Genomic DNA, 25,707 nt, shown 5'->3' on the forward strand with positions numbered 1-25,707 from the left:
GTTGCCGGCTGCTTCACCCGGTGAGTCCGACGTGGCCGGGCAACCAGTCCCGGTTCTTCAGGTACTGAGTCGGGGTCATGGATGTGAACGACCGGAATTCGCGGATGAAGTGTGCCTGATCGAAGTAACCGAGCTCGGCGGCGATCCCGGTGCCGTCGGCGGTTCCAGCGTCGAGCAGGCGCAGCGCCGCCTGTAGCCGCCGAACCCGCAGATAGGCCTTGGGGGTCATACCGACCTCGTCGCGGAAGGCGCTGATCAGCCGTTTCGGCGATAGTCCGGTCAACGTGAGGGCGTCGGACACCCGGATTGCCGGCACGCGCTCGGCGGTGGCCAGCACCGGTGCAAGTACCCCTGAGCTGGGTTTCAGTTGAGTGAGCAGATAGTCGTGGAGTATGGCGATGCGCTGGTCTGGGGACGGCGTGGCGGTCAACTGTTCGCGCAGTACGCGACTGCTGCGGCCCCAGACCTCGGTCAGATCCACGCAGGCATTCATCAAGTCGCCCAACGGAATTCCGAGCAGGGGAGAGGCGCCCGCGGGCCGAAAGTGAATTGTCATCACGGCTTGGCCGGGGTCGATTCTGGTGACGTAAGAGGTATCGCCGGGGCCGGCGACGAACGCCGTGGCCACGTCCACCGGGGTGCTGCCGTCGGCGGCGAAGAAGTCGACGTGGTCCCGGCCACCGATATCGATGACGACGGTTGCGGCCCCGCGCGGTAGTGCCCTGCTGCAGTGAGGCGGTCCACCAGTGCGTGCCCAATAGCCGATGTAGTCGACGTAGTCGCTCAGTGGCGGCCGGGGCCGATGCAGCTGTGGGGCCGACGGTATCACTGGCGTCGGACGCTCAGCCCGGTGAGCGTGGCCAGCAGGAATGCCAGGTGATCGACCAATTCGTCAGGAGTGCAGGTGATTTCGTGAGCCAGCCAAGCACTGATGGTCTGGGCTACCCCGCCCACGGTGAAATGGGTGCCGGCGAGGCGGCGGTGGCCTTCCGGTAGCTGCAGTGCCTCTCCTACGTGCTGGCCCAGCAGCGCGGCGAAGAAGGCGGTCGATTCGATGCGTTTGCGCGCCACGACCTCGTTGGACAACTGGGCGCCGAACAACAGTTGACCGATGCGTGGATCCCCGGCGATGGTGTGGACGATGTTGGCCATACCGGCCCGGCCCTGTTCGGGCAATGGTGCTGCGGTGACTGCAGCCTGAGTCGTGGCGGCGATATCGGCGATCACGCGATCGAAGACCGCCGCGGCGAAATCGTCCTTGTCGGTGAAGCTTTCGTAGAAGTAGCGTACCGATACCCCGGATTGCGCGCAGATGGCGCGGACCGTGGGATCACCCGGTGGGGTGCTCAACAGATCCAGGCCGGCTTCGATGAACCGGGCCCGGCGCGTGGCGAGGCGCTCCGACGCATCGATTCCGCGGTACGGCCGCACCTGTGCCACGGCTCTATCTTGACACCCGTACCGAGCCGGTGCAATATCAGGAAACATTCGTTCTCACTTTTGCGAGGAGTGACCAATGGTGGTCAGCGAGCACGTCGGAGTTGTCGATCGCCCTATCAGCGCCTCGATTCCGGCTACTCCACGACGGTCTTTCGTGGGGCGGCGCGCAGGTATCGACGATGGACTGATGGGGGTGGCCCTACTGGCCGGCCCGGCGAATGTGGTGATGCAGCTGGCCCTGCGGCCGGTCGCGTACGGCGTCATGGAGAGTCGGGTGGAAAGCGGTCGAGTCGACCGGCATCCGATCAAGCGGGCCCGCACCACTTTCACCTACCTGGCCGTGGCCACCAAGGGCACCGACGAGCAGAAGCTGGCCTACCGCCGCGCGGTGAACAAGGCGCACGCACAGGTGTTCTCGACCGAGGACAGCCCGGTCGAGTATCACGGCATGGACAAGAACCTGCAGATGTGGGTGGCCGCCTGTCTCTACAAGGGCGCGGTCGACGTCTACCGGTTGTTCGTCGGGGAGATGGACGACGAGACCGCTGATCGGCACTACCGCGAGGGCGTCACGCTGGGTACCACGCTGCAGGTCTCGGCCGACATGTGGCCGGCCGACCGGGAGGCGTTCGACCGGTATTGGCAGCAGATGCTGGACCAGATCCGCATCGACGACAAGACGCGTGAATACCTGTATCCGATCGCCGCGGCCCGGCTGCGGGGGCTCACCTTGCCCGGGTTCCTGCAGCGACCGATGGAGTCGTTCGCACTGTTCATCACCACCGGATTCCTGCCCCGGCGCTTTCGCGAGGAGATGCGGTTGCAGTGGGACATCAAGCACCAGCGTCGATTTGACCAGCTGTTCGGGGTGTTGCGGGCGATGAACAATCTGCTGCCCTCGCCGGTCCGGCAGTTTCCTTTCAATGTGTTGCTCAAGGATCTGGACTGGCGGATCCGCACCGGGCGGCCGCTGATCTGACGGTTTGCGCGCCGGCAGCGTGCCCACTGTCCCGCGGCGTACCCTCGCGGGCGTGCGGACTGACAATGACAGCTGGGACATCACCACAAGCGTTGGAGCGACGGCCGTGATGGTCGCGACGGCACGTGCGCTGGAGGCGGCCAAGCCCGACCCGCTCGCGCTGGATCCCTATGGCGAGGTGTTCGCCCGGGCAGTCGGCGGTGCATGGGCCGACGTGCTGGACGGCACGGCGCCCGAGCATCCGTTGGCCACCGCGGAATTCGGCGAACCGTTCATCAATTTTCAGGGTGCTCGGACCAAGTACTTCGACGAATACTTCGCGGCGGCGGCCGGTGCGGGAGTGCGTCAGATCGTGGTGTTGGCAGCGGGTCTGGACTCCCGGGCCTACCGCCTGGACTGGCCGTCTGGTACCACCATCTACGAGTTGGACCAGCCGCAGGTATTGGAATTCAAGCGAGAGGTGTTGGCGGACAACGGGGCCCGCCGTAAGGCCGACCGCCGTGAAATCGCCGTCGACCTGCGGGAGGACTGGCAACGAGCACTCGTCGACGCGGGGTTTGATCCCGCCCGACCGTCGGCCTGGATCGCGGAGGGGTTGCTGATCTATCTGCCGGCCGCCGCGCAGGAGCAGCTGTTTCTGGGAATCGATGCGCTGGCTGCACCCGGAAGTTGGGTCGCCGTCGAGGAGGGTGCCCCGATACCCGCCGACGTGTTTGCCGCCAAGCGAGCCGGAGTCGGGGACAACGGCATGGCCACCGGGTTCTTCAATCTTATCTACAACGAGCAGATCGCTCCGGCCGACGAATGGTTCGGTGCCCGCGGCTGGCGGGCAACTCCCACGCGGCTGGCCGACTATTTGCGGCTGGTTGGGCGTCCGGTGCCGACCAATCCGGATGCCGCCAGCATGATCGCATCGAACAGCCTGGTCACTGCCGTCAAGGAGTGACTGCCGTCACCTGAATTTCACCCGACGTGCGTCTCGACAGTTAAGTTATGCAATGCTAACTTGCACTAGTTAGCTTAGGCATACTTAAGGAGATGGCGGGGGTCCAGACGCTCCCGTGAACACGGGCATGGGTAGTGGCGCATGGGTGGCTTTTACGGTGGTCCGCCACGACGCGGTTGCCGCGCGCGCTGTTTGCGGCAGCCCGACTGCTCTGTGCGGGACCACCTGGCGTAAGTCTCGCCGGGGCACCCACGACACGAGATCGTCGAGTCCGCGCAGCCTCAACCTGCGCTCTTCGGAGGCCGCAGGCCGAGTTGTGGGCGCGCGGGAACCGAACGGCCGTAGGCGCCGACTAACTCTGCGTGCCGCTGTCTCCGAAGTCCACGATGTGACCGGGCCGATCCGGCCCGCGACGCCCGAGTCGGAACGGCCGAGGATCGCAGCTAGCGCTGGGACCACCTCGACGCGGGCTGCGCATGAACCGCGAAAAGTATTGGGCCAGCTGGGATGACCGCGCCGAGCGGGGTGCCCGACGTCGTGATGACGTCGATGTTGCCGAGCAGTTGGCGTGATGGCGGGGGCCGGACAGATCAATCAGGGACGAGCACTGAGTCGTCCACATCGGAAGGGAACTGATGAGTCTCAGCAATGCGAGCGCCGTCGATCCCCTAGCGGTCGGCGTTCGGGTGGATCGTGATGTGCTCACCCGGTTTTCCGCAAGCTGTCTGGCGCTGGGATTGACCGTCCACGACCGTCGTCGGCCCGCTGACCTTGCGGCTGCCCGCGACGGATTCGCCGCGCTGACCCGGATCGCCGGCGAACACTGCGACGCCTGGATCGGGTTGGCCGCTGCCACGAGCGCTGCGCCCGATGTGGTCGAGGCGGTCTGGCACACCGTCGACGCCCTGGGGGCGTTGCAACGCGCAGTCGATCTGGCCCCAGGGGATCTGGGCTTCAGCTACGACAGCGGGCTGTATCTGAACTTCCGCGCGTCGGACCGGGATGGCTTCGCATTGGCTTATGCCGCAACACTTTCCATGTCCGAGTCCTATGCGCAGGCGGATCGTCTGGTCAGCGAGCTGATCGAGCGTCGACCCAACTGGTTGCCGGCGCGATGGGTGCGGGTGGCGATGTACCACCGCGCCCGGCGCTGGTCGGATGTCGTGCGGCAGCTGACTCCGGTGGTCAATGACCCCGCGCTGGACCCGGCCTATGCACACGCCGCCCGGGTTGCGCTGGGCACTGCGCTGGCCCATCTCGGGATGTTCGCTCCGGCGCTGTCCCACCTCGAAGAGCCGGGTGGACCGGTCGAGGTCGCCACGGTGGACGGCACCTTCGTCAAGGCGCTGTCGCTGCGGGCCCAGGGCGAGGACCTGGAGGCCGCCGACGTGCTCGCCGAGTTGTACGCCGCGCATCCCGACAACAGTCAGGTCGAACACGCGCTGTCCGATGCCAGTTACGGCATCGAACCCACCACGGCGGCCCGGATCGAGGCCCGGCACGACCTGTGGGACCCGGAAAGCGAGCCCACCGAATCGGACTTCATCGACCCGGAAGCCAAGGCGCGCAAGGCACATCTGCTGGTGGAAGCGGAGGCCGAGCTGGCCGAGTTCATCGGCCTGGACGAGGTCAAGTATCAGGTTGCGCGGCTGAAAAGCTCGGTGGCGATGTCCATTCGCCGTCAGGAACGCGGATTGACCGTCGCCCAGCGGACCAATCACCTGGTCTTCGCAGGCCCTCCCGGTACCGGCAAGACCACCATCGCGCGCGTGGTCGCCAAGATCTACTGCGGCCTGGGGCTGCTGAAGAAAGAGACCGTGCGCGAGGTGCACCGCGCCGACCTGATCGGTCAACACATCGGTGAGACCGAAGCCAAGACCAACGCCCTGATCGACAGTGCGCTCGACGGCGTGCTGTTCCTGGACGAGGCCTACGCGCTGGTCTCCACCGGCGCCAAGAACGACTTCGGTCTGGTGGCGATCGACACCTTGCTGGCCCGGATGGAGAACGACCGCGACCGCCTGGTGGTGATCATCGCCGGGTACCGCAAAGACCTGGACATGTTCCTGGACACCAATGAGGGCCTGCGGTCACGATTCACCCGCAGCATCGACTTTCCGTCCTACTCGGCCACCGAGCTCACCGAGATCGCCATGCGCATGGCCGAGAAGCGCGACAGCATCTTCGAACCCGCAGCGCAGGCCGAGATGGAGCGACTGTTCGGACAGCTCGCGGCGGCCACCACCCCGGACGCCGCGGGCGTGGCCCGGCGCAGCCTTGACATCGCGGGTAACGGCCGTTTCGTGCGAAACCTGGTCGAACGTTCCGAGGAGGAACGCGAATATCGGCTTGATCACTCGGATTCCGACGAGTTCACCGATGACGAGTTGATGACGATCACCGCACTCGATGTCAGCAACTCCGCTGCACCGTTGCTGCGTGGACTTGGACTGGTGGTGACGCAGTGAGTGCGCAACGGCGGGTGTTCAGTTCGCGCACCCCGGAGAACGACAACCCGGACAAGGTCGCATATCGGGGCGGATTCGTGACCCGGCACCAGGTGTCCGGCTGGCGATTCCTGATGCGGCGCATCGCATCCGGGGTGGCGCTGCATGACACCCGGATGTTGGTCGATCCGCTGCGGACCCAGAGCCGCTCGGTACTGGTCGGCGCACTGCTCCTGGCCACCGGATTGGCCGGATGTTTCGTGTTCTCGATGATCCGTCCTGCCGGTGTGGCCGGTAACAACGCGATCCTGGCCGACCGCGACACCGCGGCGTTGTACGTCCGCCTGGGCGATCAACTGCATCCGGTGTTGAACCTGACGTCGGCCAGGCTGATCGCCGGGCGACCGGATAACCCGACCACCGTGAAGAGTGCCGAACTCGACAAGTTCCCGCGCGGCAATCTGCTGGGTATCCCGGGGGCACCGGAACGTATGGTGCCCAACACCTCTCAGGACGCGGATTGGACCGTGTGTGATGCCGTCTCGGGCCCGGACCAGGGCACGACCGTGATCGCCGGGCCGCTGGCCCAAGGCGGTTCCCGGGTGACCGCGCTGGGATCCCGCGACGCCGTGCTGGTACGTAACCGTGCCGCCAATCCGTCTGACGGCGTCGCTGCCGGCACCTGGCTGCTCTGGAACGGTCGGCGCAGCGCTGTTGATCTCGGCAACCGTGCGGTCACCTCGGCACTTGGCCTGGGTGCCAGCGGAACTGCGCTGCCACAGCCGCGGTTCATCGACCCGGGCCTGTTCAACGCCGTTCCCGAGTCGGCTCCGCTGGTGGCTCCGCTGATCCCGAATGCCGGACAGCCCACGTCTTATCCCTTGCCGGTGACCGCGCCGGTCGGCGCCGTGGTCGCCGCGTTCGAGACCAACAACACCGACAACGCGGTGCGCTACTACGCTGTGCTCGACGATGGCCTGCAACCGATTTCGCAGGTGCTCGCCACTGTTCTGCGCAATACCGACTCCTACGGTCTCGATCAACCGCCTCGGCTGAGTGCTGATCAGGTGGCCCGGGTGCCGGCCGCCACAGGCATCGACACCGCCGCGTATCCGAACGACCCGGTGGTCACCGTCGACCCCGTGAAATCGCCGTTGACGTGCGCCCGTTGGGCCAAACCAGCTGGTGCAACCGCCAGTTCGCTGACGTTGCTGACAGGTGCGGCGTTGCCGCTGCCCGACGGCGAGCGGCCGGTCGGACTGGTCGGCGCCGGACTCGGCGCCACCGCCAACCGAGTGGCGCTGGCACCGGGGACCGGCTACTTCGTGCAGGCCACCGGTCAGCCCGGCGCGCCCGGCGCCGGCGAGACCCCGGCCACGCTGTCCACCTACTGGATCAGTGACACCGGGGTGCGGTACGGCGTCGCCACCGAGGGTGACGCCCTGACCGGTGACAAGAAAACCCTTGCGGCGCTGGCAATTACCTCGGCGCCGCTGCCGATCCCGTGGTCGATGCTCAGCCAGTTCGCACCAGGCCCGACGCTGTCGCGCAGCGATGCGTTGGTAGCCCACGACACCCTGACGACCGCCGAAGCCCAGGCGCCCGCTGCTGTTTTGAGGGAGAACCCGTGAGCAGGTTGATTTTTGAGGCCCGACGCCGGCTGCCCGGGCCGGCCGCCCGCAAGGGTGCAATCACCATCGAGTCGCCGCCGGAGCTGCCACGTCTGGTGCCGCCGTCGTTGCTGCGGCGAGTGCTGCCGTTCCTGATCGTCATCCTCATCGTGGGCATGATCGTGGCTCTGGTGGCCACCGGCATGCGGATCATCTCGGCGCAGACCCTGTTCTTCCCGTTCGTTCTGCTGCTGGCGGCCACGGCGCTCTACCGCGGTACCGACAACAAGACCCGCACCGAGGAGGTTGACGCCGAGCGCGCCGACTACCTGCGGTACCTCTCGGTGGTCCGGGACAACGTGCGTGCCCAGGCCGCCCAGCAGCTCGAAGGCCTGGAATGGTCGCATCCGGCTCCGGACGCGCTGGCCGCGGTGGCGGGCACGCGCCGCCAGTGGGAACGTGATCCGCACGATGCCGACTTCTTGGTGGTGCGGGCGGGGCTGCACGACGCCCGGCTGAACACCGTGCTGCAGGTCAAGGACACCGCAGACGAGATCGATCTGGAACCGGTGTCGCACAGCGCATTACGTAGCCTGCTCGATGTCCAGCGCACAGTTCGCGCGGCTCCGGCTGGAATCGACCTGACCAAGGTCTCGACGATCACTGTGCATGGCGACGCCGAAGAGGTGCGCGGGGCGCTGCGCGCCTGGATCGCCCAGGCCGTCACCTGGCATGACCCTGCGGTACTGGGCGTGGCGCTGGCCGCCTCTGCCGCTGATGCGTTGGAGTCCGACGACTGGTCGTGGCTGAAATGGCTGCCACACAACGACATTCCCGGAGAGGTCGACGGCGTCGGGCCGGCACGGTACCTGGCGCCCAACACAAGTGTGCTGAGCGGGCTGCTCGCTGCCGAACTCGAGGACCGGGAAGCGTTCGGTAGCGCCGACAGCGCTTTCGCCCGGCATCTGCTGATCGTCGTCGATGACCCCACCGCCGACCTGGAGGCGCTGGTGCCGCGCGGCGGACTGGCCGGTGTGACCGTGATCCATCGGGTCAGCGAGGCGCCGCACCACGATCAGTACGCCGACCCGGAGCGCCCAGTTCTGCAGATCGCCGACGGTCACATCGAGCGGTGGACCGGCAGCGGTTGGCAGGCGTATGTCACCGCCGCGGATTCCTTCGCGCCCACCGCCGCCGCGCATCTGGCACGTGGACTGGCGCGCTGGGACTCCAACCCGAACCGGGCTCGCAGCAGCGGCACCGGGCTCGCGACATTCGGCACACTGCTGGGCATTCCGGACGCCGCGGAGTTGGACGTCGCGAGCCTCTGGGCGCCGCGCGGCCGCGCCGAGGAGCTGCGCGTGCCGATCGGCGTCACCGCCACCGGTGAGCCGTTGTTGTTCGACCTCAAGGACGAAGCCGAGGGCGGCATGGGCCCGCACGGCCTGATGATAGGTATGACCGGCTCGGGTAAGTCGCAGACCCTGATGTCGATTCTGCTGTCGCTGCTGACCACCCATTCGGCGGACCGGCTGATCGTGATCTACGCCGACTTCAAGGGCGAGGCCGGTGCCGATATCTTCCGGGACTTCCCGCAGGTCGTCGCAGTCATTTCCAACATGGCCGAAAAGCGTTCGCTGGCTGATCGATTCGCTGACACACTGCGTGGTGAGGTGGCCCGCCGGGAACAGTTGCTGATGGAGGCCGGCCGCCGGGTGCAGGGCAGTGCGTTCAACTCCGTGCTCGAATACGAGGCCGCGATCGCGGCCGGGCATGACCTGCCCCCGATCCCGACGCTGCTGGTGGTCGCCGACGAATTCTCGCTGATGCTGTCGGACCATCCCGAATACGCCGAGCTGTTCGATTACGTTGCCCGCAAGGGACGTTCGTTCCGGATCCACATCCTGTTCGCGTCGCAGACGTTGGACGTGGGCCGGATCAAGGACATCGACAAGAACACGTCGTACCGCATCGGCCTGAAGGTGGCCAGCCCGGCGATCAGCCGCCAGGTGATCGGTGTCGAAGACGCATATCACATCGAAGCCGGTCCCGACCACAAGGGCGAGGGCTTCCTGGTGCCTACCCCGGGCGCGGTGCCGGTCAAGTTCCGCAGCACCTATGTCGACGGCATCTACGACCCGCCGCGTGCCCAGAAATCTGTTGTAGTACATGCGATCCCGCAACCACAGCTGTTCACTGCCGGTCATGTGACGCCGGCGCCGGACACGGTGGTGATCGCCGAGGACGCCGGCCGGGAAGTGCGCGCGCCCCGCAAGTTGGTGGCGACCATCGGTGAACAACTCGCGCACTATGGACCGCAGGCACCGCGGTTGTGGCTGCCGCCGCTCGACGAATCGATCGCCCTGCCGCAACTCGTGGCCCGCACCGCGCTGCCGGCCGGTCAGGGTCGTTGGCCGCTCGGCGAGATCGACCGGCCGTTCCAGATGCGCCGCGACCCGCTGATCTTCGATGCCACCTCGGCGGCGGCGAACCTGCTGATCCATGGTGGGCCGAAGTCGGGCAAATCGACTGCGCTGCAGACGTTCATCCTGTCCGCCGCGGCCACTCACTCCCCGCGTGAGGTGACGTTCTACTGCCTGGACTACGGCGGCGGCGGGCTGCGGACACTCAAGCCGCTGGCGCATGTCGGCAGCGTCGCCTCCCCGCTGGAGCCGGAACGCATCCGGCGTACGTTCGGTGAACTGGAACAGTTGCTGCGCGACCGGCAGGCCCAGGCCGCCGACAGCGGTGAACGCGGCGGCGACGAGTACGGCGAAGTGTTCCTGGTGATCGACAATCTGTACGCGTTCAGCCGCGACAACACCGACACGTTCAACACCCGTAACCCGTTGCTGGCCAAGGTAACCGAACTGGTTAACACGGGCATGGCGTACGGCATCCACGTGGTGATCACCACGCCCAACTGGCTCGAGGTGCCGCTCGCCATGCGTGACGGTCTGGGCCTTCGATTGGAACTCAAGCTCGCCGATTCCCGCGACAGCAATGTGCGGGTGACCGGCGCCCTGACCCGGCCGGCTGACGGCGTTCCGGCTGATCAACCCGGCCGTGGCCTGACCATGGCGGCCGAGCACTTCCTGTTCGCCGAACCGAATCTGGCCGCGATCCCCGAGATCAACGCCCATTACCGCGGCCTGGCCGCTCCGCCGGTGCGGTTGCTGCCGACCGAACTCAGGCCAGATTCGCTGGCGCAGTTGTTCTTCGCACCGGAGACCGTGGTGATCGGTCAGCGCGAGGAAGACCTCGCTGCGGTGTCGGTCGACTTCGCGGCCAACCCGCTGTTGATGGTTCTCGGCGATGCCAAATCCGGTAAGACCACCCTGCTGCGGCACCTGATCCGCACCATCCGCGACAACTCCACCGCCGACTCGGTGGCCTTCACCGTGATCGACCGGCGACTGCACCTTGTCGACGAACCGCTGTTTGCCGACAACGAGTACACCCCCAACATCGACCGGGTGACACCGGCGATGATGGGCCTGTCAGCACTGTTGGAAAAGCGCAGGCCGCCAACAGATCTGACGACACGGGAGTTGAGCAGCTGGTCGTACCGGAACGGCTCGGGCAACCACCTCCACTACCTGATCATCGATGACGTCGACCAGATTCCGGACGCGCCGGCCCTCAGCGGACCGTTTGTCGGTCAGCGGCCGTGGTCCCCGCTGCTCGGCTTGCTCTCCCAGGCAGCCGAGCTGGGGTTGAGGGTGATCGTCACCGCGCGGGCCAGCGGTTCGGCGCATGCGGTCATGACGGCGCCCTTGCTCCGCCGGCTCAACGAACTGCAGGCGACGACCGTGATGCTGTCCGGTAATCCGCAGGACAGCGGCAAGATCCGGGGCCACCGGTTCAGCCGCTTGCCCGCCGGTCGGGCAGTGGTACTGGGATCAGGTGACGAGGCCACGTACGTCCAGCTGATCAATCCGTTTGTGCCAGAGCCTGCTTCCAGTCGATCTGCTAACGAATACGGAAGGGAATCCCACTGATGACACTGCGCGTAGTTCCCGAAGGGCTCACGGCGGCGGGTGCTGCCGTCGAAGCTCTGACCGCCCGTCTGGCCGCTGCCCACGCCGCGGCCGCGCCACTGGTCACCGCGGTGATACCGCCGGCTGCCGACCCGGTATCGCTGCAGACCGCAGCTGAGCTCAGTGCTCACGGCGGCGAGCACCAGGCCGCCGCCGCTCAGGGAGTGGAAGAATTGGGCCGATCCGGCGTCGGCGTCGCCGAGTCCGGAACCAGTTATGCCGCAGGGGATGCCATGGCCGCCGGCTCGTACCTGAGCATGTTGAGCTGACATGACTGCCCCCATCTGGATGGCGATGCCACCCGAGGTCCACTCGACGCTGCTCTCCAGCGGTCCTGGCCCCGGGTCACTGCTTGCCGCCGCGGGGGCCTGGCAGGCGCTGAGCTCCGAATATGCCACCGCTGCAGCGGAACTCACTGCTCTGCTGGGGCAGGTCCAGGCCGGATCGTGGGAAGGGCCGAGCGCCGAGCAATACGTCGTCGCCCACACCCCCTATCTGGCGTGGCTGGCCCAGGCCAGTGCCAACAGTGCCGCCTCGGCGGTACAGCACGCGGCCGCCGCGGCCGCCTACAGCACTGCGTTGGCCGTCATGCCGTCTCTTCCGGAACTCGCACTCAATCACGTGGTGAACGGTGCGCTGGTTGCCACGAATTTCTTTGGTATCAACACCATTCCGATTGCGCTCAACGAGGCCGACTATGTCCGGATGTGGATCCAGGCGGCGACGGTGATGGGCACGTATCAGGCGGTATCGACCGCCACGGTGGCTGCGGCACCGACCACGACCCCGGCGCCGATGCTGCTGGCCCCTGGGGTCGGCGAGACCGGTGCGGTGAGCGCTGCTGCGACTCAGGTAGGTGCGCAGGCGTCGGCGGTCAACGCTTCGTCGGGACTGGACAGTTCGAACGCAATCGCCAATTACCTTGCCGAATACATCAGATCGCTTCCCGGTGGGGACCTGATCTTGAAGTTCCTGCAGGACCCGATCGGGCAGCTTCGGCAGATGCTGTTCGACTTCATGACCAATCCTTCTCAGGCGCTGGTGACTTGGGGACCGCTGTTGTTCGCGGTGGGCTACCAGGCGTTCTTCCAGCCGGTCGGTTGGGGCAGTTGGGGCCTGTTGCTGACCGCACCGTTGTGGGGACCGGCGTTGATGGCCGTGGGACTGTCTGCGCTCGGCTTGCTCCAGTTCGTGCAACCGGACGCGGTGCCCGACGCTTCTCAACCCGCACCTTTCGCCCCACCGGTTCCGCTACGGGCTGAGTACCATCCGATGCCGGTCGTCAGTGTCGCGCCGACTGTGCCGTCTGCACCCGCGGCCCCCGCCGGTTCGGTGGCCGCAGGCAGTGCCCCCGCGGCGGGCGCGCCGGCACCGGCGCCGGCACCGCTGGCCATGTACGCGGTGAGCGGCGATTACCCCGGTGGTGGTTTCACGCCGACGCTGTGGGAAGGCGCCGGCGCCAAGGCTCCGGCCGCCGGCATTGCGACCGCAGTCGCGGCATCGGCGGCGGCATCGGCGGCGGAGCGCCGGCGAGCCCGGCGGCGCCGCGGGGCCACGGCCAAGGAGCGTGGCTTCCGCGACGAATACATGGACCTGGAAACCGATTTGGATCCAGGCCCCGAGCCTGACCGCGCTCCCGAGGTGGCTGCGTCGGCCCGCGGCGCAGGCGCCATGGGATTCACCGGCACGCTGAGTCAACCTGGGGCCCGGGCGACCGGACTGGCCCAGTTGGCAGGTGACGAGTTCGGCAGTGGCCCTAGCGAGCCCATGCTCCCGGGCAGCTGGTCCGGTGAAAGGGGAGACGAACACTGATCAGCGATGCGATGAAAAGCACTGAAGACCAACGGCAATCCGAACAACACCACATCCGAGGGGAACAACCATGAGCATGCTTGACGCACACATCCCACAGCTGGTCGCCTCCGAGGCAGCGTTCTCGGCCAAGGCCGCGCTGATGCGCAGCACCATCGCCCAGGCCGAGCAGGCGGCCCAGTCCGCGCAGGGCTACTACCAGGGCGAGGCAGCAGCAGCGTTCCAGGCTGCGCACGTCCGCTTCATGGAGGTCGCGGCGAAGGTCAACGCACTGCTCGACATCGCTCAGGTCAACCTGGGTGATGCCGCGGGCACGTACGTCGCGCAAGACGCCGCCGCAGCCAGCAGCTACACCGCGTTCTAGCCGTCACGAACCGAATCGAGGAGATCAACGATGTCACAGATCATGTACAACTACCCGGCGATGCTGGCCCACGCCGGTGAAATGTCCTCCTACGCAGGTGCATTGCATGCCGTCGGCGCGGACATCGCCAGTGAGCAGGCAGCGCTGGCCGGCGCCTGGCAGGGCGACACCGGGAGCAGCTACCAGGCCTGGCAGGCGCAGTGGAACACCGCGATGGAGGAGTTGGTCCGCGCTTATCGTGCGATGGCCACCACCCACGAGGCGAACACGATGTCGATGAGTGCGCGGGATCAAGCAGAGGGGGCCAAGTGGGGTTGAGCCCCACCGATGGCCGCAGCGGGCTGGGCCCCACCAGTGGGCTCAGCCCGAACGCGGTTGAACTGACCACGGAGCAGGCCTGGTTCCTGGCAGATAGGCTCGGCGCCGGGAACTTTCCGTGGGTGCTGGCCATCACCCAGCCTTACAGCGATCCGGCCGACAAGCGAGACTTCGACGCCGAGCAGACCGCCGGCCTCACCCAGCTGGGTGTACTGGCGGCCGACGGTGCAGTGAATCCTGCTGTTGCCCAATGGATCCGCACGGTGTGCCGACCGCGTCGCTGGCTCGAGCTGCGCTGGGTGGCCGACGGCGGTGCACTGTTGCGTGGGCTACTGGCTCGCGGCAGCGACGGCTCCACGGTCATCGCATTGCGTAGCGAACACCTGATGACCTGCACGGAGCTGTCCCTCGGCTATCCCGAGGCGCTGGTGTCGGTGGTGACGGCCGGGTTGTCGGGGCGTGCCCCGGCGCAATTCGCAGAGTTCGCTCTGCCCGCGCATATCGGTGCCCGTGCCGACGAGCGCCTGCGCAGCGGTGAGGCGCTGGACGATGTCATGGACTACTTGGGGATTGCGCGATCGGCGCACCAGGTGATCCGGGCCGCGTTCGCCCCGCAACGCAGGTATGTCGAAATCGTCGCCGGTGACCACCGCGACGGACACCGGGTGTGCACCGATGTCGGCGTGAGCGTGGTTGACACCACTGCTGGGCGGATTTTGGTTCGGCCGGCCAAAGCGTCTGACGGGACGTGGATTTCCACTTTCGGTCCGGGAACGGATCTGGCTATATCGGCGGCGTTGCAGCGGCTCACCGCGGCACTGCCCGACGGCTCATGGTTCCCGGATTCGAACCTGACCAGAGATTTCGACACATTCAATATGGAACGGAAAAACGATGTCCCAGAACATATCCGGTAGCACCGTGATGCCGATTGTGCGGGTTGCGGTGCTGGCAGCCGGCGATGCCGACAACGGTGGCCGTCTCACGGACCTGGCGCTGCCGGCCGGTTTGCCGTTGCGCGAGATCGTGCCGGCGTTGCGCCGGATCGTCGCGCCGGACAATGAGGGCTCGGCCGCCTCCACCCAGCTGCTGTCACTGGCTCCGGTCGGCGGCGCGCCATACAGCCTGGACGCCACATTGGACACCGTCGGTGTGGTGGACGGTGACCTGCTGGCACTGCAGCCGTTGCCGGCTGGTCCGCCGGCGCCGCGCATCGTCGAGGACATCGCCGACGCCGCGGTGATTTTCTCGGCGTCACGGGAAAAGCCTTGGGGCATCGCACATATTCGTCGGTACGCGGCATGGTCAGTGGTGGCGTTGGTGCTGCTGGCGACCGTGCTGTCCGCCCTGGTTCGGGTGCACACCGGTCAGTCGGCGGGATTGTTGACGGTGTGCGCAGTGGCTGTGCTGACCGTCGTCGGAGCACTGCTGCGCCGTCCGACCGAGCCCGGTCTGTCGACCGCGTTGAGCCTTACCGCGCTGGCGCCGGTCGGAGTCGCGCTCGCATTGGCAGTTCCGGGTGATTCATGGGCGACCCGACTGCTCCTCGGAGCGGCCGGGGTGACCGCCTGGTCGATCATCAGCGTCGTCCTCGCCGAGCGGGCCATCGCCGCCTTCACCACGGCAACCGTCGTGGGCGCCGGCGGTCTGCTGGTCGGTGCGGTCGCCGCGCTGTGGCAGGTGAGTGCCACCGTCATCGGTAGCGTGTTGCTGGTTTTCGCTCTCGTGGTCACTGTGCAGGCGGCCCAGCTCTCGACGTTGTGGGCGCGTTTCCCGGTGCCCAACATTCCTGCGCCGGGTGATCCGACACCGTCGGCGCTGCCGATCCGGGTGCTGGCCGACCTGCCGCGTCGGGTGCGGGTCAGTGAGGCGCATCAGACGGGATTCGTCGCTGGTGCCGTGTTGGTCACCATTGCTGCGTCGTTGATTCTGGTTTCCGGACAACATGTTTCGCCGTGGGCCTGGTACCTGATTGCCGCTGCGGGGCTGGGGTCGGCGCTGCGGGCTCGGGTCTGGGATGCGGCACTGTGCAAGGCCTGGCTGCTGGGTGAGCCGTTCCTCGTGACCGGCGCGCTCGTCGTATTGTTCGCCGGCACCGGCCGCTACCACGGCGCCTGGTGGGCGCTGATTGCGCTGGCAGTATTGGTGACGGTCGGTGCTGTGGTCGCGCTCTATCCGCAGCTGGCCTCGCCGCAGACCTACTCGCTGCCGATGCGTCGACTGGTCGGCTTCCTGGCGACCGCACTGGACGCGTCGCTGATCCCGGTGATGGCTTACCTGGTGGGGCTGTTCGCTTGGGTCATCAATCGGTGACCGTGGTGAATCAACCGCTGCGGTCCGCAATGGCGGTCCTGACAACCGCTTTGGCGACAGCTGTCACAGTCTGCCCGGGTGCGGCCGCCGTCGCCCCACCCCAGGTTGACTCATCCGCCGCTCCGCCTTCCGGGTCGGCGGGGCCGGTCGCGCCGATGGGCCAGCGCGGCCCGTGCGTGACGGCCGGGGCCATGCCGGGCACTGATCCCGCCGTGGTGAGTCCTAGTCAGTCGCTGCTCAACTTGCCGGGGGCGTGGGCCTACAGCCGCGGTGAGGGCCAGAGCGTCGCGGTGATCGACACCGGCGTGCAGCCCAGCCCGCGACTGCCCGCGAAGCCGGGTGGTGATTTCGTGGAATCCGGTGACGGACTTACCGATTGCGACGGCCACGGCACCTTGGTGGCCGGTCTCATCGCCGGGCGGCCGGGTCAAGACGGGTTCACCGGCGTGGCGCCGGCCGCCCAGATCATCGGTATCCGGCAGACTTCCGAACGATATTCACCCCGCGGAAGCGGCGATGATCCGATGGCAGCGCGCGCCGCCATCGAGGTCGCCAGCCTGGCGCGCGCTGTGGTGCGGGCCGCGGACCTCGGCGCTCAGGTCATCGCCATCACTGCGGTGGCGTGTGTGCCGGCCGACAAACCTGTCGATCAGACCGAACTCGGAGCAGCGCTGAAATATGCTGCGGTGGAAAAGAACGCGGTGATCGTCGCAGCTGCCGGGAATGACCGAGCCGGTCTCGCCGGCGGTCCGGTATGCCAGGCCAACCCGGTGGACAACCCTGGGCTTCCGTCGGACCCACGCAATTGGGCGGGCGTTCGGTCCGTGTCGATTCCGTCGTGGTGGCAGCCGTACGTGTTGTCAGTCGGCTCACTGGACCAGACCGGACAACCGTCGGACTTCACCATGCCGGGCCCGTGGGTCGGTATCGCCGCTCCCGGCGAGAACATCGTGTCGGTGGGCAACAGCCCCAGCGGAGCGCTGGCGAACGCCCTACCCAATGACCGCGGCGATCTCTTTGCATTGCGCAGCAGCAGCTATGCGGCTGCCTACGTGTCCGGTGTTGCGGCCTTGGTACGTAGTCGTTTTCCTGAATTGACTGCGACGCAGGTGATCCACCGGTTGACCGCGACGGCGCACGGAGCGGCCCGCTTGCCATCCAATCTGGTCGGATTCGGCATCGTCGATCCAGTCGCCGCACTCACCTGGGAGCTGCCCGCTGAGGTCACCGCGCCGCCGCGCCCGACGGCGGTGACGCCGCCGCCGGCAGCCGCACCGAAAGACAACACAGGCCGCACAGTCGCATTCGCCGGTGCCGGCGGGTTGGTGCTGGTCGTGCTGATCATCACTGCGTTGATTGCGCACCGACGTAAGGACGAAATCCGATGACTGCCCGAATCACCTTGGCCCTGCTGTTCATCGTGCCGGCGGCCATGACCTACCCGTGGCATTCAACCCAGCATCGGTGGGTGCTGGGCCTGGCGGTCGCAGTGGTCCTGATCGTCTTCGCTTGGTGGCGCGGGCATTTCTTGACCACCATGATCGGCAGCCGATTCGCGATGTGGCGCCGCCGCAATGCCGAGCCGGCTGCCGTTCCTGCTGATGACCGGGTCAGCGTGGCCGTGCGGGTCGATCCGACCGACGACGCCGTGGAGCTGCCACTACCGATCGTCGCCGGGTATCTGGATCGTTATGGCATCCGGTGCGATTCGGTACGCGTCGTCACCCGTACACAGGGGCAGAGCCGAACCACCTGGGTTGGTCTGACCATTGATGCCACGGCGAACCTGGCTGCGCTGCAGGCCCGTTCGGCCGCACTGCCGCTGCGCGAGACTGCGCAGATTGTGGCTCGTCGGCTCGGTGACCAGCTCCGCGAATCGGGATTCCAGGTTGCGGTAGTGGATCAGCCGGACGCGCCACTGCAGGCGGGCGCGCGCGAGACTTGGCGCGCGATCCAGGACGGGGACGGCTACCTCACCGCCTACGGCCTGCCGACCGCTTCCGGGCTGTCCGACGGTCTGGCGGCGCAGCCGTCGGCGTCGGAGATCTGGACAGTATTGGAATTCTCCAGCGACACCAGGCATTCCGTTGTCGCCGCGGCCTGCGCGGTGCGGACCGAGGCGGCGCCGGACGTGGCGGCAGCGGGCCTGGTGTCACTGCGGGGACGGCAACGCCCGGTGCTGGCGGCGATGGACCCGCTGTCGGTGCAGCGACTCGGGACTCCGGTCACCGAGCTGTCAGCTGAACTGCTGGCCCGGTTGTCGTGGCCTCTTGCCGCGGCCCCGCAGCAGGAGCGCGCCGCCGGCGTCAGCTGAACATGAACTCGCCGAGGAATCTCGTCATCCGGCGCAGGTAGTCGGGCTGGCTGACATGCAGGACGTGATTGCCGGGGAACCAATGGAATTCGCACCGATCCCAGTGTTCCCACAGCAGTTCGGCCTGCTGCGGCGGAGCCAACCGATCACCCAGGCCGGCGATGATCAGCCGCCGGTCCTTGGGTATCAGCGGCGGGTAGTTCAGCGGTGAGTGGTACCGGTAGGCCGCGGCCGCGATGTCCTTGTCGGTGCGGGTCAGCAGATCACCCAGCCGAACCAGCAGGTTGGCCGGGAACCATTGGTCCATCGTCGTCTCGGGAGTCACCACCGGAACGTTCGGGATAACCGCCTGGATACGGTCGTCCACCTCGGCGATCAGCGCGGAAGTGTAGCCGCCCAACGACATTCCGGTCAGGGCGATCCGGTCTACGCCGGTGAACTCCAGATAGTCCAGCACCGAACGGAAATCATGGACGGCCTGGGCCATGGATTCGGCGAAGCCGCCGAATCCGTCCATGAAAAATCCGTAACCACTGTAGGGAGAATTCTTCTCGGCCCGGCGGCCGTGAAAAGGCAAGGTGTACAACAAGATGTCGTACCCGGCGCGGTAGAACCAGGGCAGTGCGAAGAACAAGCCGTTGAACAGGTACGCCGACCCCATGAATCCATGGATCAGGCACAAGGTCGGGTGCGGGCCGTCGTCGTGTCGCCAGTGCTGGGCGTGTACCACGTTGTTTCGGGTGTATCCGCGCCGGCGTTCCCGTTCTGCGGGATTGATCGCCTCGAAACTGCTGCGGAACGCGATGTTGTCCACCCGGCCGTGGGCCACCAATTCGGCCACCGGACCGGCTGCCCGAGATGCCACGCGGGGGAGCTCGAGCGGCCTCGGGAAGCTCAGCTGTGCGTCTTTGGCGGCGGCCAATTCGGCGTAGAACCGCATGGCATCGTGCTCACCGCGGACGCCGGCCGGGCGCAGCATGGCCCCCGTTATTCGCGGCACCATCGCCGCGCCCACCACAGAGGCCATTACGGTACGCAGGCCGAGATCGGCCACCGCCGACGAATCCACGATCAGTCGCTGCTGCCAGGTCAGGTCGGCCCGCCGGGGCAGCCCGCGCGTCGTGGCATCGGCCCCGGCCACGTCGGGAACCACGAAGGGTGGATCAATGGCATCGCTCTGCGGCGAACTGGGCACGGCGCGATGCTAACGCGCTGCGGCGTGCCCCGTCAGCCGATACACCAGGGAGTCTCCGATGGTCACCGGTTGGTAGTGCGCGGCCACCCAGTCGGCGATCTCGCGGGTGTGTGCGGCAGTGTGACTCGGTGACCGCAAGACCTTGCCGTGGGTTTGGCTGCCGCCCTTACCAGCCTCGACGTAATAGCTGATCCGGCCGCTGTAGACGTAGTCGATGAACTGCTCCAGCGTCGGCGCGGGATCCCCGCTCCAGCCGCCGACGGCCAGCACCGCCGTGCCCGACGAGAGCTCCAGGGCCGCTGCGGCCTGGGCGCCGTTGGCTGCAGCCGACCATTGGGTGTGGGTATCGGCCAGCAGATGTGCCAGTTGTGGCTCAGTGCCGGTGGTGCCGAGCCAGCCGGCGTCGAGGACTCGGGCCGGCACCACCGCCGACGGACTGGCGCCGTGGTGTGGAGTGGCCACAGTGGCGACGGTGAAAGCGGCAGACCCGGACAGCGCCAGCGCCGCGGTGAGCAGCATCGGGATGCGGAGTGCCGAAACCGCGAGCGCCGCGGTCAGGGCGACTGCCAGCCACGGCAGCCAAGACGGACCGAAATGATTGCGGTTCACCATCGTTGCCGACCAGCAGCCGGCCAGCGTCGGCAGGGCAACCAGGGCCAGCCGTCCGTCGAGGCGGCTGCGGTCCCGCCAGGACCAGAGGCCTGCCAATCCGCACAATGCCGCAATCGCCGGAGCCAGCGCCACGGTGTAGTACGGATGGACCGTGCCGGTCATGTAGCTCAGCACCGCCACGGTCACCACCAACCAACTGCCCCAGATCAGCAGGGCCGCTTGCTCATTGCGGCTCAACCGGGCGCGGGCGGTGAGGTAGGCGCCGTAGGCGAGGGCGAGCAGGGCGGCCGGCAGTAGCCAGGAGATTTCATTGCCCATCTCGTAGCTGAACAGTCGCCCAGGCCCGCTGCTGGAGGTGGGCGACCGAAACGTCGCACTGACGGCCGAGGGCTGGCCCACGATCCTGCCGATGCCGTTGTAACCGAACGCCAGATCCAGCACCGAATTGGTGCGCGAGCTCCCGATGTACGGCCGGGAATCCGGCGGAATCAGCGATACGATCAGCACCCACCATCCGGCGCCGGCCACCACCGCCGCGGCACCGGATGCCAGGTGCAGGATCCGCCGCTGCCAATTGACCTGTGCGAGCAGCAGATAGGCCAGCGCGAAACCGGGCAGCACGAGAAAGGCCTGCAGCATCTTGGTCAGAAATGCCAGGCCCACCACCGCGCCGGTGACCGTCAGCCAGCGCCAGGAAGTGCCCGCCACCGCCCGCGTCATGCAGTACGCGGCCACCGTCAACAGCAATACCAGCAACGCATCGGGATTGTTGAACCGGAACATCAGCGCGGCGGCCGGGGTGACGGCCAGCACCGCGCCGGCGAGAAGCCCTGCGGCACAACCGATCTGAGGGTCAGTGATGGCCCGTCGCACCGTCGCATAGAGCACCGCCACAGCGGCGACGCCCATCAGCGCCTGCGGCACCAACACCGACCAACTGCTCAGCCCGAACAGCCGCACCGACAGTCCGGTCACCCACAACGAGGCCGGTGGCTTGTCGACGGTGATGAAGTTCTGCGGATCGAGCGACCCGAAGAACCAGGCCGACCAACTCTGTGCCCCGGCCTGAGCGGCCGCCGCGTAATAGGTGTTGCCGTATCCGCTGGCCGACAGATCCCAGAGGTACAGCGCCGCCGTGACGATAAGCAAAATCCCAACGGCGACGCGCTGTTTCATGACATCAACCCGAATAGCTCCGCCGCATTGCCGTACAGCACGCGTCGTAACCAGTCGTCGTCCACTCCGTCGATTTTGGCGAGAACTTCGATGGCGTCGGCGTATGGATACGGGATGTTGGGGAAGTCGCTGCCGAACAGGATCCGGTCGGCCACGGAGAGCAGCCGCCGCCGTTCGGTCGGCGGGAACGGCATGTTCTCTTCGACGAAGGCAGTGAATGCCATCGTGGTGTCCAACCGCACGCCGTCGTATTGCTCGCAGATATCCAGGAAGTCCGAATATTCAGGCATCCCCATGTGCGCGATGATCAGCCGCAGCTTGGGGTGACGGCGTAGCACCGTGCGAACTGGTTCGGGGCCGGTGTGCCGACCGGGAGCCGGGCCGGAACCGCAGTGGATGATCACCGGCGTACCGGCCTCCGCGATGGTGCCCCAGACTTCGTCCAGCAGCGGGTCGGCCGGGTGATAGTCGCCGACCTGGACATGGGCCTTGAATACCCGGGCTCCGCCGGCGATGGCGTCCGCCACGTAACCGGCGGCACCCGTTTCGGGGAAGAACGTCGCGGTGGACAGACAGTCGGGGGTCTCGGCGGCGAATTGGGCTGCCCATTGGTTGAGCCAGGCTGCCATGCCGGGCTTGTGGGCGTACACCAGCGAGGTGAACGCCCGCACCCCGAATCCGCGCAGGGTGGCCAGGCGCTGCTGCTCCTCGGTGCGGTAGGTGATCGGCCATGGCCGGCCGGTAAGCGGTCCGACATCGTCGAAGTACTTCCAGACCTTGTCCATGACGCTTTTGGGCATGAAGTGGGTGTGCACATCGATCAGGCCGGGCAGGCCCAGCGACCGCCAGATTTCGTGTACTGAGTCGTCCATCACCTATGAGAATGGCAGGCAGACCACAGGCTGCTTTACTCCCCCGTCGCTTCGCTCACCCCCACGAGGCGGCAGGATGGCAGTGTGTGGAATCCCGAGGTGTATCTGGCGTTCGCCGACCATCGCGGTCGGCCGTTCTATGACCTGTTGGCCCGAGTCGGTGCCGAGGCGCCGCGACGCGTGGTCGACCTGGGCTGTGGGCCCGGAAACCTGACCGCGACGTTGTCGCAGCGCTGGCCTGGCGCCGTGCTCGAAGCGGTGGACGGCTCGCCGGAGATGGTCGAGGCGGCCCGGGCCCGCGGCATCGATGCCAGGGTGGTCGACGCGGGGGACTGGACTCCCGAGCCCGACACCGATGTCCTGGTGAGTAATGCGGTGCTGCAATGGGTTCCGAATCACGTCGAGTTGCTGCAGCGGTGGGTGACCGAATTGCCCAAAGGGGCGTGGGTGGCGTTCCAGGTGCCCGGCAACTTCGACGCCCCGTCGCATCAGGCGGTGCGCGAGGTGGCTCGCCGACCGGAGTTCAGTGAAGCGCTGGCCGATATTCGTTTTCGCGAGGGCAAGGTGGTCGAGACTCCCGCCGAGTACGCCGCGCTGCTGACCGGGGCCGGCTGCACCGTCGATGCCTGGGAGACCACGTATATCCACCAGTTGACCGGGGAGACGCCGGTGCTGGATTGGATCACCGGGACCGCGCTGACCGACGTTCGCGGCAAACTGTCCGACGAGGACTGGCAGAGGTATCGGGAGCAGATCATTCCGCTGCTGGCCCAGGCGTATCCACCACGACCCGACGGAACGACGTTCTTCCCGTTCCGTCGGGTTTTCGTGGTGGCTCAGGTGTGACTCTGGCGTGCTCCGTGGCCCTGACCGGGGGTGCGCGCACGCATCACGCGGAGCGGTGGTTGTGCTGGTGGTGATGGTGCTCCCGCGAACCAGGCTTCGGGGCGTTGCTGTGGTTCGGGTTGTTGTGCTGGCTGGGCGCTGAGATCGAGGTGCCGGAGTTGGGGCCGGCGGCGGGCGCGGCGTGGGCCGAGGTGGCCAGTCCGATGGCGATGGCCGCGGGGGCGACGGTCATGGCGACGAAGATGGCGGCGTGGGCGGTCCAGCGGGCGACGGTGTTCATCTCGAATTCTCCTGGTGCAGTTGGCTTTTGAGTTCTGAGCCGGGGTGTTCCGGCGATGACTCAACAGTGCCGCACTGGAAGCGGAATGTATGTCCACCAGGTGGGTCTCGAGAGGGTTGAACTGTGTTGTCCCCCGATCGGGGGACAAGGTCACGCGATTTCGGCGTGCGCAGAGGTGTCCAGCACCCGTGGGCACGCCGAAACCGCAGGTCAGCGCAAGCGGTGGAGGGTAGCGAGGACCTGGCCGACCAAGGCGTCGATGTCGGCGCCGGTGGTGTCGAGCTGCAGGTCAGGTGACTCCGGCGGCTCGTAGGGCGCGTCAACCCCGGTCAGGCCCCGCAACTCGCCGGCCTTGGCCCGGGCGTACAGACCTTTGGGGTCGCGACGTTCGCATTCGGTGCGCGGCGTCGCGACGTACACCTCGATGAACGGCAGCTTGGCCGCGGCGCTCAACTCCCGGGCAGTCTGCCGGTCGGAGTTGAGTGGCGAGACGAGTGAGGCCAATGCCACCACCCCGGCGTCGGCCAGCAGACGGGTCAGATGACCGACGCGCCGGATGTTCTCGGCCCGATCGCCGGCCGAGAAGCCGAGGTCGTCGGACAGCCCGTGTCGGATGTTGTCGCCGTCCAGCAGGTATGCCACTTGACCGGATTCCACCAGCGCCCGCTCGACCGCGACGGCCAACGTCGACTTGCCGGATGCGGGCAGGCCGGTGAACCAGATGGTGGCCCCGCGCTGACCGGTCCGGGCCCACCGGTACGCACGGTCCAATGACGAAGGATGCCAGCGGATATCGCTGCGCGAGTGAGTGCCGGGTTTGATTTCGCGGGCCTCGGTGATGGTGCCCGCCCCGACGGTGTCGTTCGATACCTCGTCGATCAGGATGAACGCGCCACTGTCCCGGTTGTCGCGATAGGGGTCGGCCACCACGGTCGAGCTGGTGCGCAGGGTTATCGCACCGATGTCGTTGAGCGCCAACTCAACCGGGCCGTCGATGTCGTCGAGGTTTTCGGGGTCCAAGCGCGTGTGCAGCGCCTGGACAGTGGCTCGGACGGTGCGGGTGCCCTGCTTGAGGGCCAGGCGATCGCCCGCACGAAGCGGGGTCGAGGCGAACCAGCACACTGTGGCGTCGAGTTCGCGGGCCAGCGTCGGCAATAGCGCGCCCTCGGTTGCGCTGACCAGAACATCTCCGCGGCCCACGTCGATGTCGTCGGCGAGCTCGACCGAAACCGACAGCGGTGCAACGGCTGTAGTGCGGTCCGCATCAAGGGTGTCCAGGACGGTGACGGTCGATCGCGTGCCGGCCGGCAGGCTCACCACGGTGTCACCCACCTGCAACGTGCCGGCAGACAACCGACCGGTGTAGCGCCGGCGTTGCTGCGAGGTCGGCCGTGACACCCACTGGATCGGTAACCGCAGCTTGGTGGGATCGGCGTGCGGTGCGCTGAGCTCGATGCCCTCCAGGTATTCCAGCAGTGTCGGGCCGTCGTACCACGGGGTGTTCGAGGATCGGTGCACCACGTTGTCGCCCAGTTTGGCGGCAAGCGGGATCACCGTCAGATCCACGCCTCCCAGCCGGGCGGCAACCTGACCGAGTTCGGCGTGCACCTCGTCAAAGCGACCATGGTCGAAGTCCACCAGGTCGATCTTGTTGACTGTGGCCACAAAGTGCTTGATACCCAACAGTTTTGCGATCCGGGCATGCCGACGGGTCTGGCGCAGCACTCCGGCCCGGGCGTCCACCAGCAGGATCGCGACGTGTGCGTTGGATGCGCCGGTGAACATGTTGCGGGTGTACCGCTCATGTCCCGGGGTATCGGCCAGGATGTAGCTGCGCTTCTCCGTCGAGAAGAACCGGTACGCCACGTCGATGGTGATGCCCTGTTCGCGTTCGGCGCGCAACCCGTCGGACAGGGCCGCCAGGTCGGCGACACCATCTTCATCGGTGACCGCGTCCAGGTGGTCCAGCGGCAGGCTGTCGGTATCGTGCAAAAGCCGCCCGATCAGCGTGCTCTTACCGTCGTCGACCGAACCGGCGGTGGCGATCCGCAGTAACTGCCTCGTCACTGTATTTCTCCCGTTGCTCCGCTGCGCTCCGCTTGCCCTGCTCGCCCTGACATCAATTCCCGTCGCTTCGCTCGCC

At 66.9% G+C, this 25,707-nt stretch carries 21 protein-coding genes; 14 read left to right on the plus strand and 7 right to left on the minus strand.

The features are described 5' to 3' along the window. Window positions 1-13: 13 nt before the first annotated feature. Entirely contained in the window at window positions 14-829 is an 816-nt protein-coding gene (locus ABIA30_RS14415; protein ID WP_370066433.1) for a helix-turn-helix domain-containing protein, read from the minus strand. Further along, window positions 826-1,440 (minus strand): TetR/AcrR family transcriptional regulator, encoded by a 615-nt coding sequence (locus ABIA30_RS14420; RefSeq protein ID WP_370066435.1) that lies wholly within the window; start codon window positions 1,438-1,440, stop codon window positions 826-828. Before ABIA30_RS14420 ends, ABIA30_RS14415 begins: the two co-directional genes overlap by 4 nt. A 76-nt stretch (window positions 1,441-1,516) precedes the next feature. Between ABIA30_RS14420 and ABIA30_RS14425 the strand changes: the two genes are divergently transcribed. From ABIA30_RS14425 to eccE, 13 genes are all read left to right on the plus strand, one after another. Continuing rightward, window positions 1,517-2,419 carry an oxygenase MpaB family protein gene (locus ABIA30_RS14425; RefSeq protein WP_370066437.1) on the plus strand — a complete coding sequence of 301 codons (903 nt, stop codon included), beginning with the start codon at window positions 1,517-1,519 and terminating at the stop codon, window positions 2,417-2,419. Between the two features lie 52 nt (window positions 2,420-2,471). Continuing rightward, window positions 2,472-3,365 carry a class I SAM-dependent methyltransferase gene (locus ABIA30_RS14430; protein WP_370066439.1) on the plus strand — a complete coding sequence of 298 codons (894 nt, stop codon included), beginning with the start codon at window positions 2,472-2,474 and terminating at the stop codon, window positions 3,363-3,365. Between the two features lie 635 nt (window positions 3,366-4,000). After that, window positions 4,001-5,833: a type VII secretion AAA-ATPase EccA gene (gene eccA / locus ABIA30_RS14435; RefSeq protein WP_370066441.1), complete on the plus strand. Its 1,833-nt coding sequence runs from the start codon at window positions 4,001-4,003 to the stop codon at window positions 5,831-5,833. Then, the gene (gene eccB / locus ABIA30_RS14440; protein ID WP_370066443.1) at window positions 5,830-7,443 is read left to right on the plus strand and encodes a type VII secretion protein EccB; all 1,614 of its coding nucleotides are present in this window, start codon (window positions 5,830-5,832) and stop codon (window positions 7,441-7,443) included. The genes eccA and eccB overlap by 4 nt, the downstream gene beginning before the upstream one ends. Next, window positions 7,440-11,423: a type VII secretion protein EccCa gene (eccCa, locus tag ABIA30_RS14445; protein WP_370066445.1), complete on the plus strand. Its 3,984-nt coding sequence runs from the start codon at window positions 7,440-7,442 to the stop codon at window positions 11,421-11,423. Before eccB ends, eccCa begins: the two co-directional genes overlap by 4 nt. Next, window positions 11,423-11,731 (plus strand): PE family protein, encoded by a 309-nt coding sequence (locus tag ABIA30_RS14450; protein ID WP_370066447.1) that lies wholly within the window; start codon window positions 11,423-11,425, stop codon window positions 11,729-11,731. Before eccCa ends, ABIA30_RS14450 begins: the two co-directional genes overlap by 1 nt. Before the next feature lies 1 nt (window position 11,732). Continuing rightward, a complete protein-coding gene (locus ABIA30_RS14455; protein ID WP_370066449.1) occupies window positions 11,733-13,274 on the plus strand; it encodes a PPE family protein in 1,542 nt (513 codons plus the stop codon). Window positions 13,275-13,344: 70 nt separating this feature from the next. Continuing rightward, on the plus strand, window positions 13,345-13,638 hold the full coding sequence (locus ABIA30_RS14460) for a WXG100 family type VII secretion target (RefSeq protein WP_370066451.1): 294 nt from the start codon (window positions 13,345-13,347) through the stop codon (window positions 13,636-13,638). Between the two features lie 30 nt (window positions 13,639-13,668). Further along, window positions 13,669-13,956 (plus strand): WXG100 family type VII secretion target, encoded by a 288-nt coding sequence (locus tag ABIA30_RS14465; protein WP_370066453.1) that lies wholly within the window; start codon window positions 13,669-13,671, stop codon window positions 13,954-13,956. Then, on the plus strand, window positions 13,947-14,873 hold the full coding sequence (locus tag ABIA30_RS14470) for an ESX secretion-associated protein EspG (protein WP_370066455.1): 927 nt from the start codon (window positions 13,947-13,949) through the stop codon (window positions 14,871-14,873). Before ABIA30_RS14465 ends, ABIA30_RS14470 begins: the two co-directional genes overlap by 10 nt. Further along, window positions 14,851-16,269: a type VII secretion integral membrane protein EccD gene (eccD, locus tag ABIA30_RS14475; RefSeq protein ID WP_370066457.1), complete on the plus strand. Its 1,419-nt coding sequence runs from the start codon at window positions 14,851-14,853 to the stop codon at window positions 16,267-16,269. The genes ABIA30_RS14470 and eccD overlap by 23 nt, the downstream gene beginning before the upstream one ends. A 29-nt stretch (window positions 16,270-16,298) precedes the next feature. Further along, window positions 16,299-17,657 (plus strand): type VII secretion-associated serine protease mycosin, encoded by a 1,359-nt coding sequence (gene mycP, locus ABIA30_RS14480; RefSeq protein ID WP_370067100.1) that lies wholly within the window; start codon window positions 16,299-16,301, stop codon window positions 17,655-17,657. After that, window positions 17,654-18,583 (plus strand): type VII secretion protein EccE, encoded by a 930-nt coding sequence (eccE, locus tag ABIA30_RS14485; protein WP_370066459.1) that lies wholly within the window; start codon window positions 17,654-17,656, stop codon window positions 18,581-18,583. Before mycP ends, eccE begins: the two co-directional genes overlap by 4 nt. On the opposite strand, the gene ABIA30_RS14490 is transcribed toward eccE, so the two are convergent. The 3 genes from ABIA30_RS14490 to ABIA30_RS14500 are packed head-to-tail and all read right to left on the minus strand — an operon-like array spanning window position 18,576 to window position 22,438. Then, window positions 18,576-19,778 (minus strand): alpha/beta hydrolase family protein, encoded by a 1,203-nt coding sequence (locus ABIA30_RS14490; RefSeq protein ID WP_370066461.1) that lies wholly within the window; start codon window positions 19,776-19,778, stop codon window positions 18,576-18,578. The genes eccE and ABIA30_RS14490 overlap by 8 nt on opposite strands. Before the next feature lie 9 nt (window positions 19,779-19,787). Beyond that, window positions 19,788-21,566, minus strand: a complete 1,779-nt coding sequence (locus ABIA30_RS14495; protein WP_370066463.1) for a glycosyltransferase family 39 protein — start codon at window positions 21,564-21,566, stop codon at window positions 19,788-19,790. Next, window positions 21,563-22,438, minus strand: a complete 876-nt coding sequence (locus ABIA30_RS14500) for an amidohydrolase family protein (protein WP_370066465.1) — start codon at window positions 22,436-22,438, stop codon at window positions 21,563-21,565. The genes ABIA30_RS14495 and ABIA30_RS14500 overlap by 4 nt, the downstream gene beginning before the upstream one ends. A gap of 84 nt (window positions 22,439-22,522) precedes the next feature. Here ABIA30_RS14500 and ABIA30_RS14505 point away from each other — a divergent pair, with 84 nt between their 5' ends. Beyond that, window positions 22,523-23,284, plus strand: a complete 762-nt coding sequence (locus tag ABIA30_RS14505; protein ID WP_370066467.1) for a trans-aconitate 2-methyltransferase — start codon at window positions 22,523-22,525, stop codon at window positions 23,282-23,284. Between the two features lie 43 nt (window positions 23,285-23,327). Here ABIA30_RS14505 and ABIA30_RS14510 read toward each other — a convergent pair whose 3' ends face one another. Next, window positions 23,328-23,564, minus strand: coding sequence for a hypothetical protein (locus ABIA30_RS14510; RefSeq protein ID WP_370066469.1), 237 nt, complete (start codon window positions 23,562-23,564; stop codon window positions 23,328-23,330). A 210-nt stretch (window positions 23,565-23,774) separates the two neighbouring features. Further along, window positions 23,775-25,631 carry an adenylyl-sulfate kinase gene (gene cysC / locus ABIA30_RS14515; protein ID WP_370066471.1) on the minus strand — a complete coding sequence of 619 codons (1,857 nt, stop codon included), beginning with the start codon at window positions 25,629-25,631 and terminating at the stop codon, window positions 23,775-23,777. Between the last annotated feature and the right edge of the window lie 76 nt (window positions 25,632-25,707).

The sequence above is a fragment of the Mycobacterium sp. MAA66 genome, assembly GCF_041261665.1.
In the GTDB taxonomy this organism is placed as follows: domain Bacteria; phylum Actinomycetota; class Actinomycetes; order Mycobacteriales; family Mycobacteriaceae; genus Mycobacterium.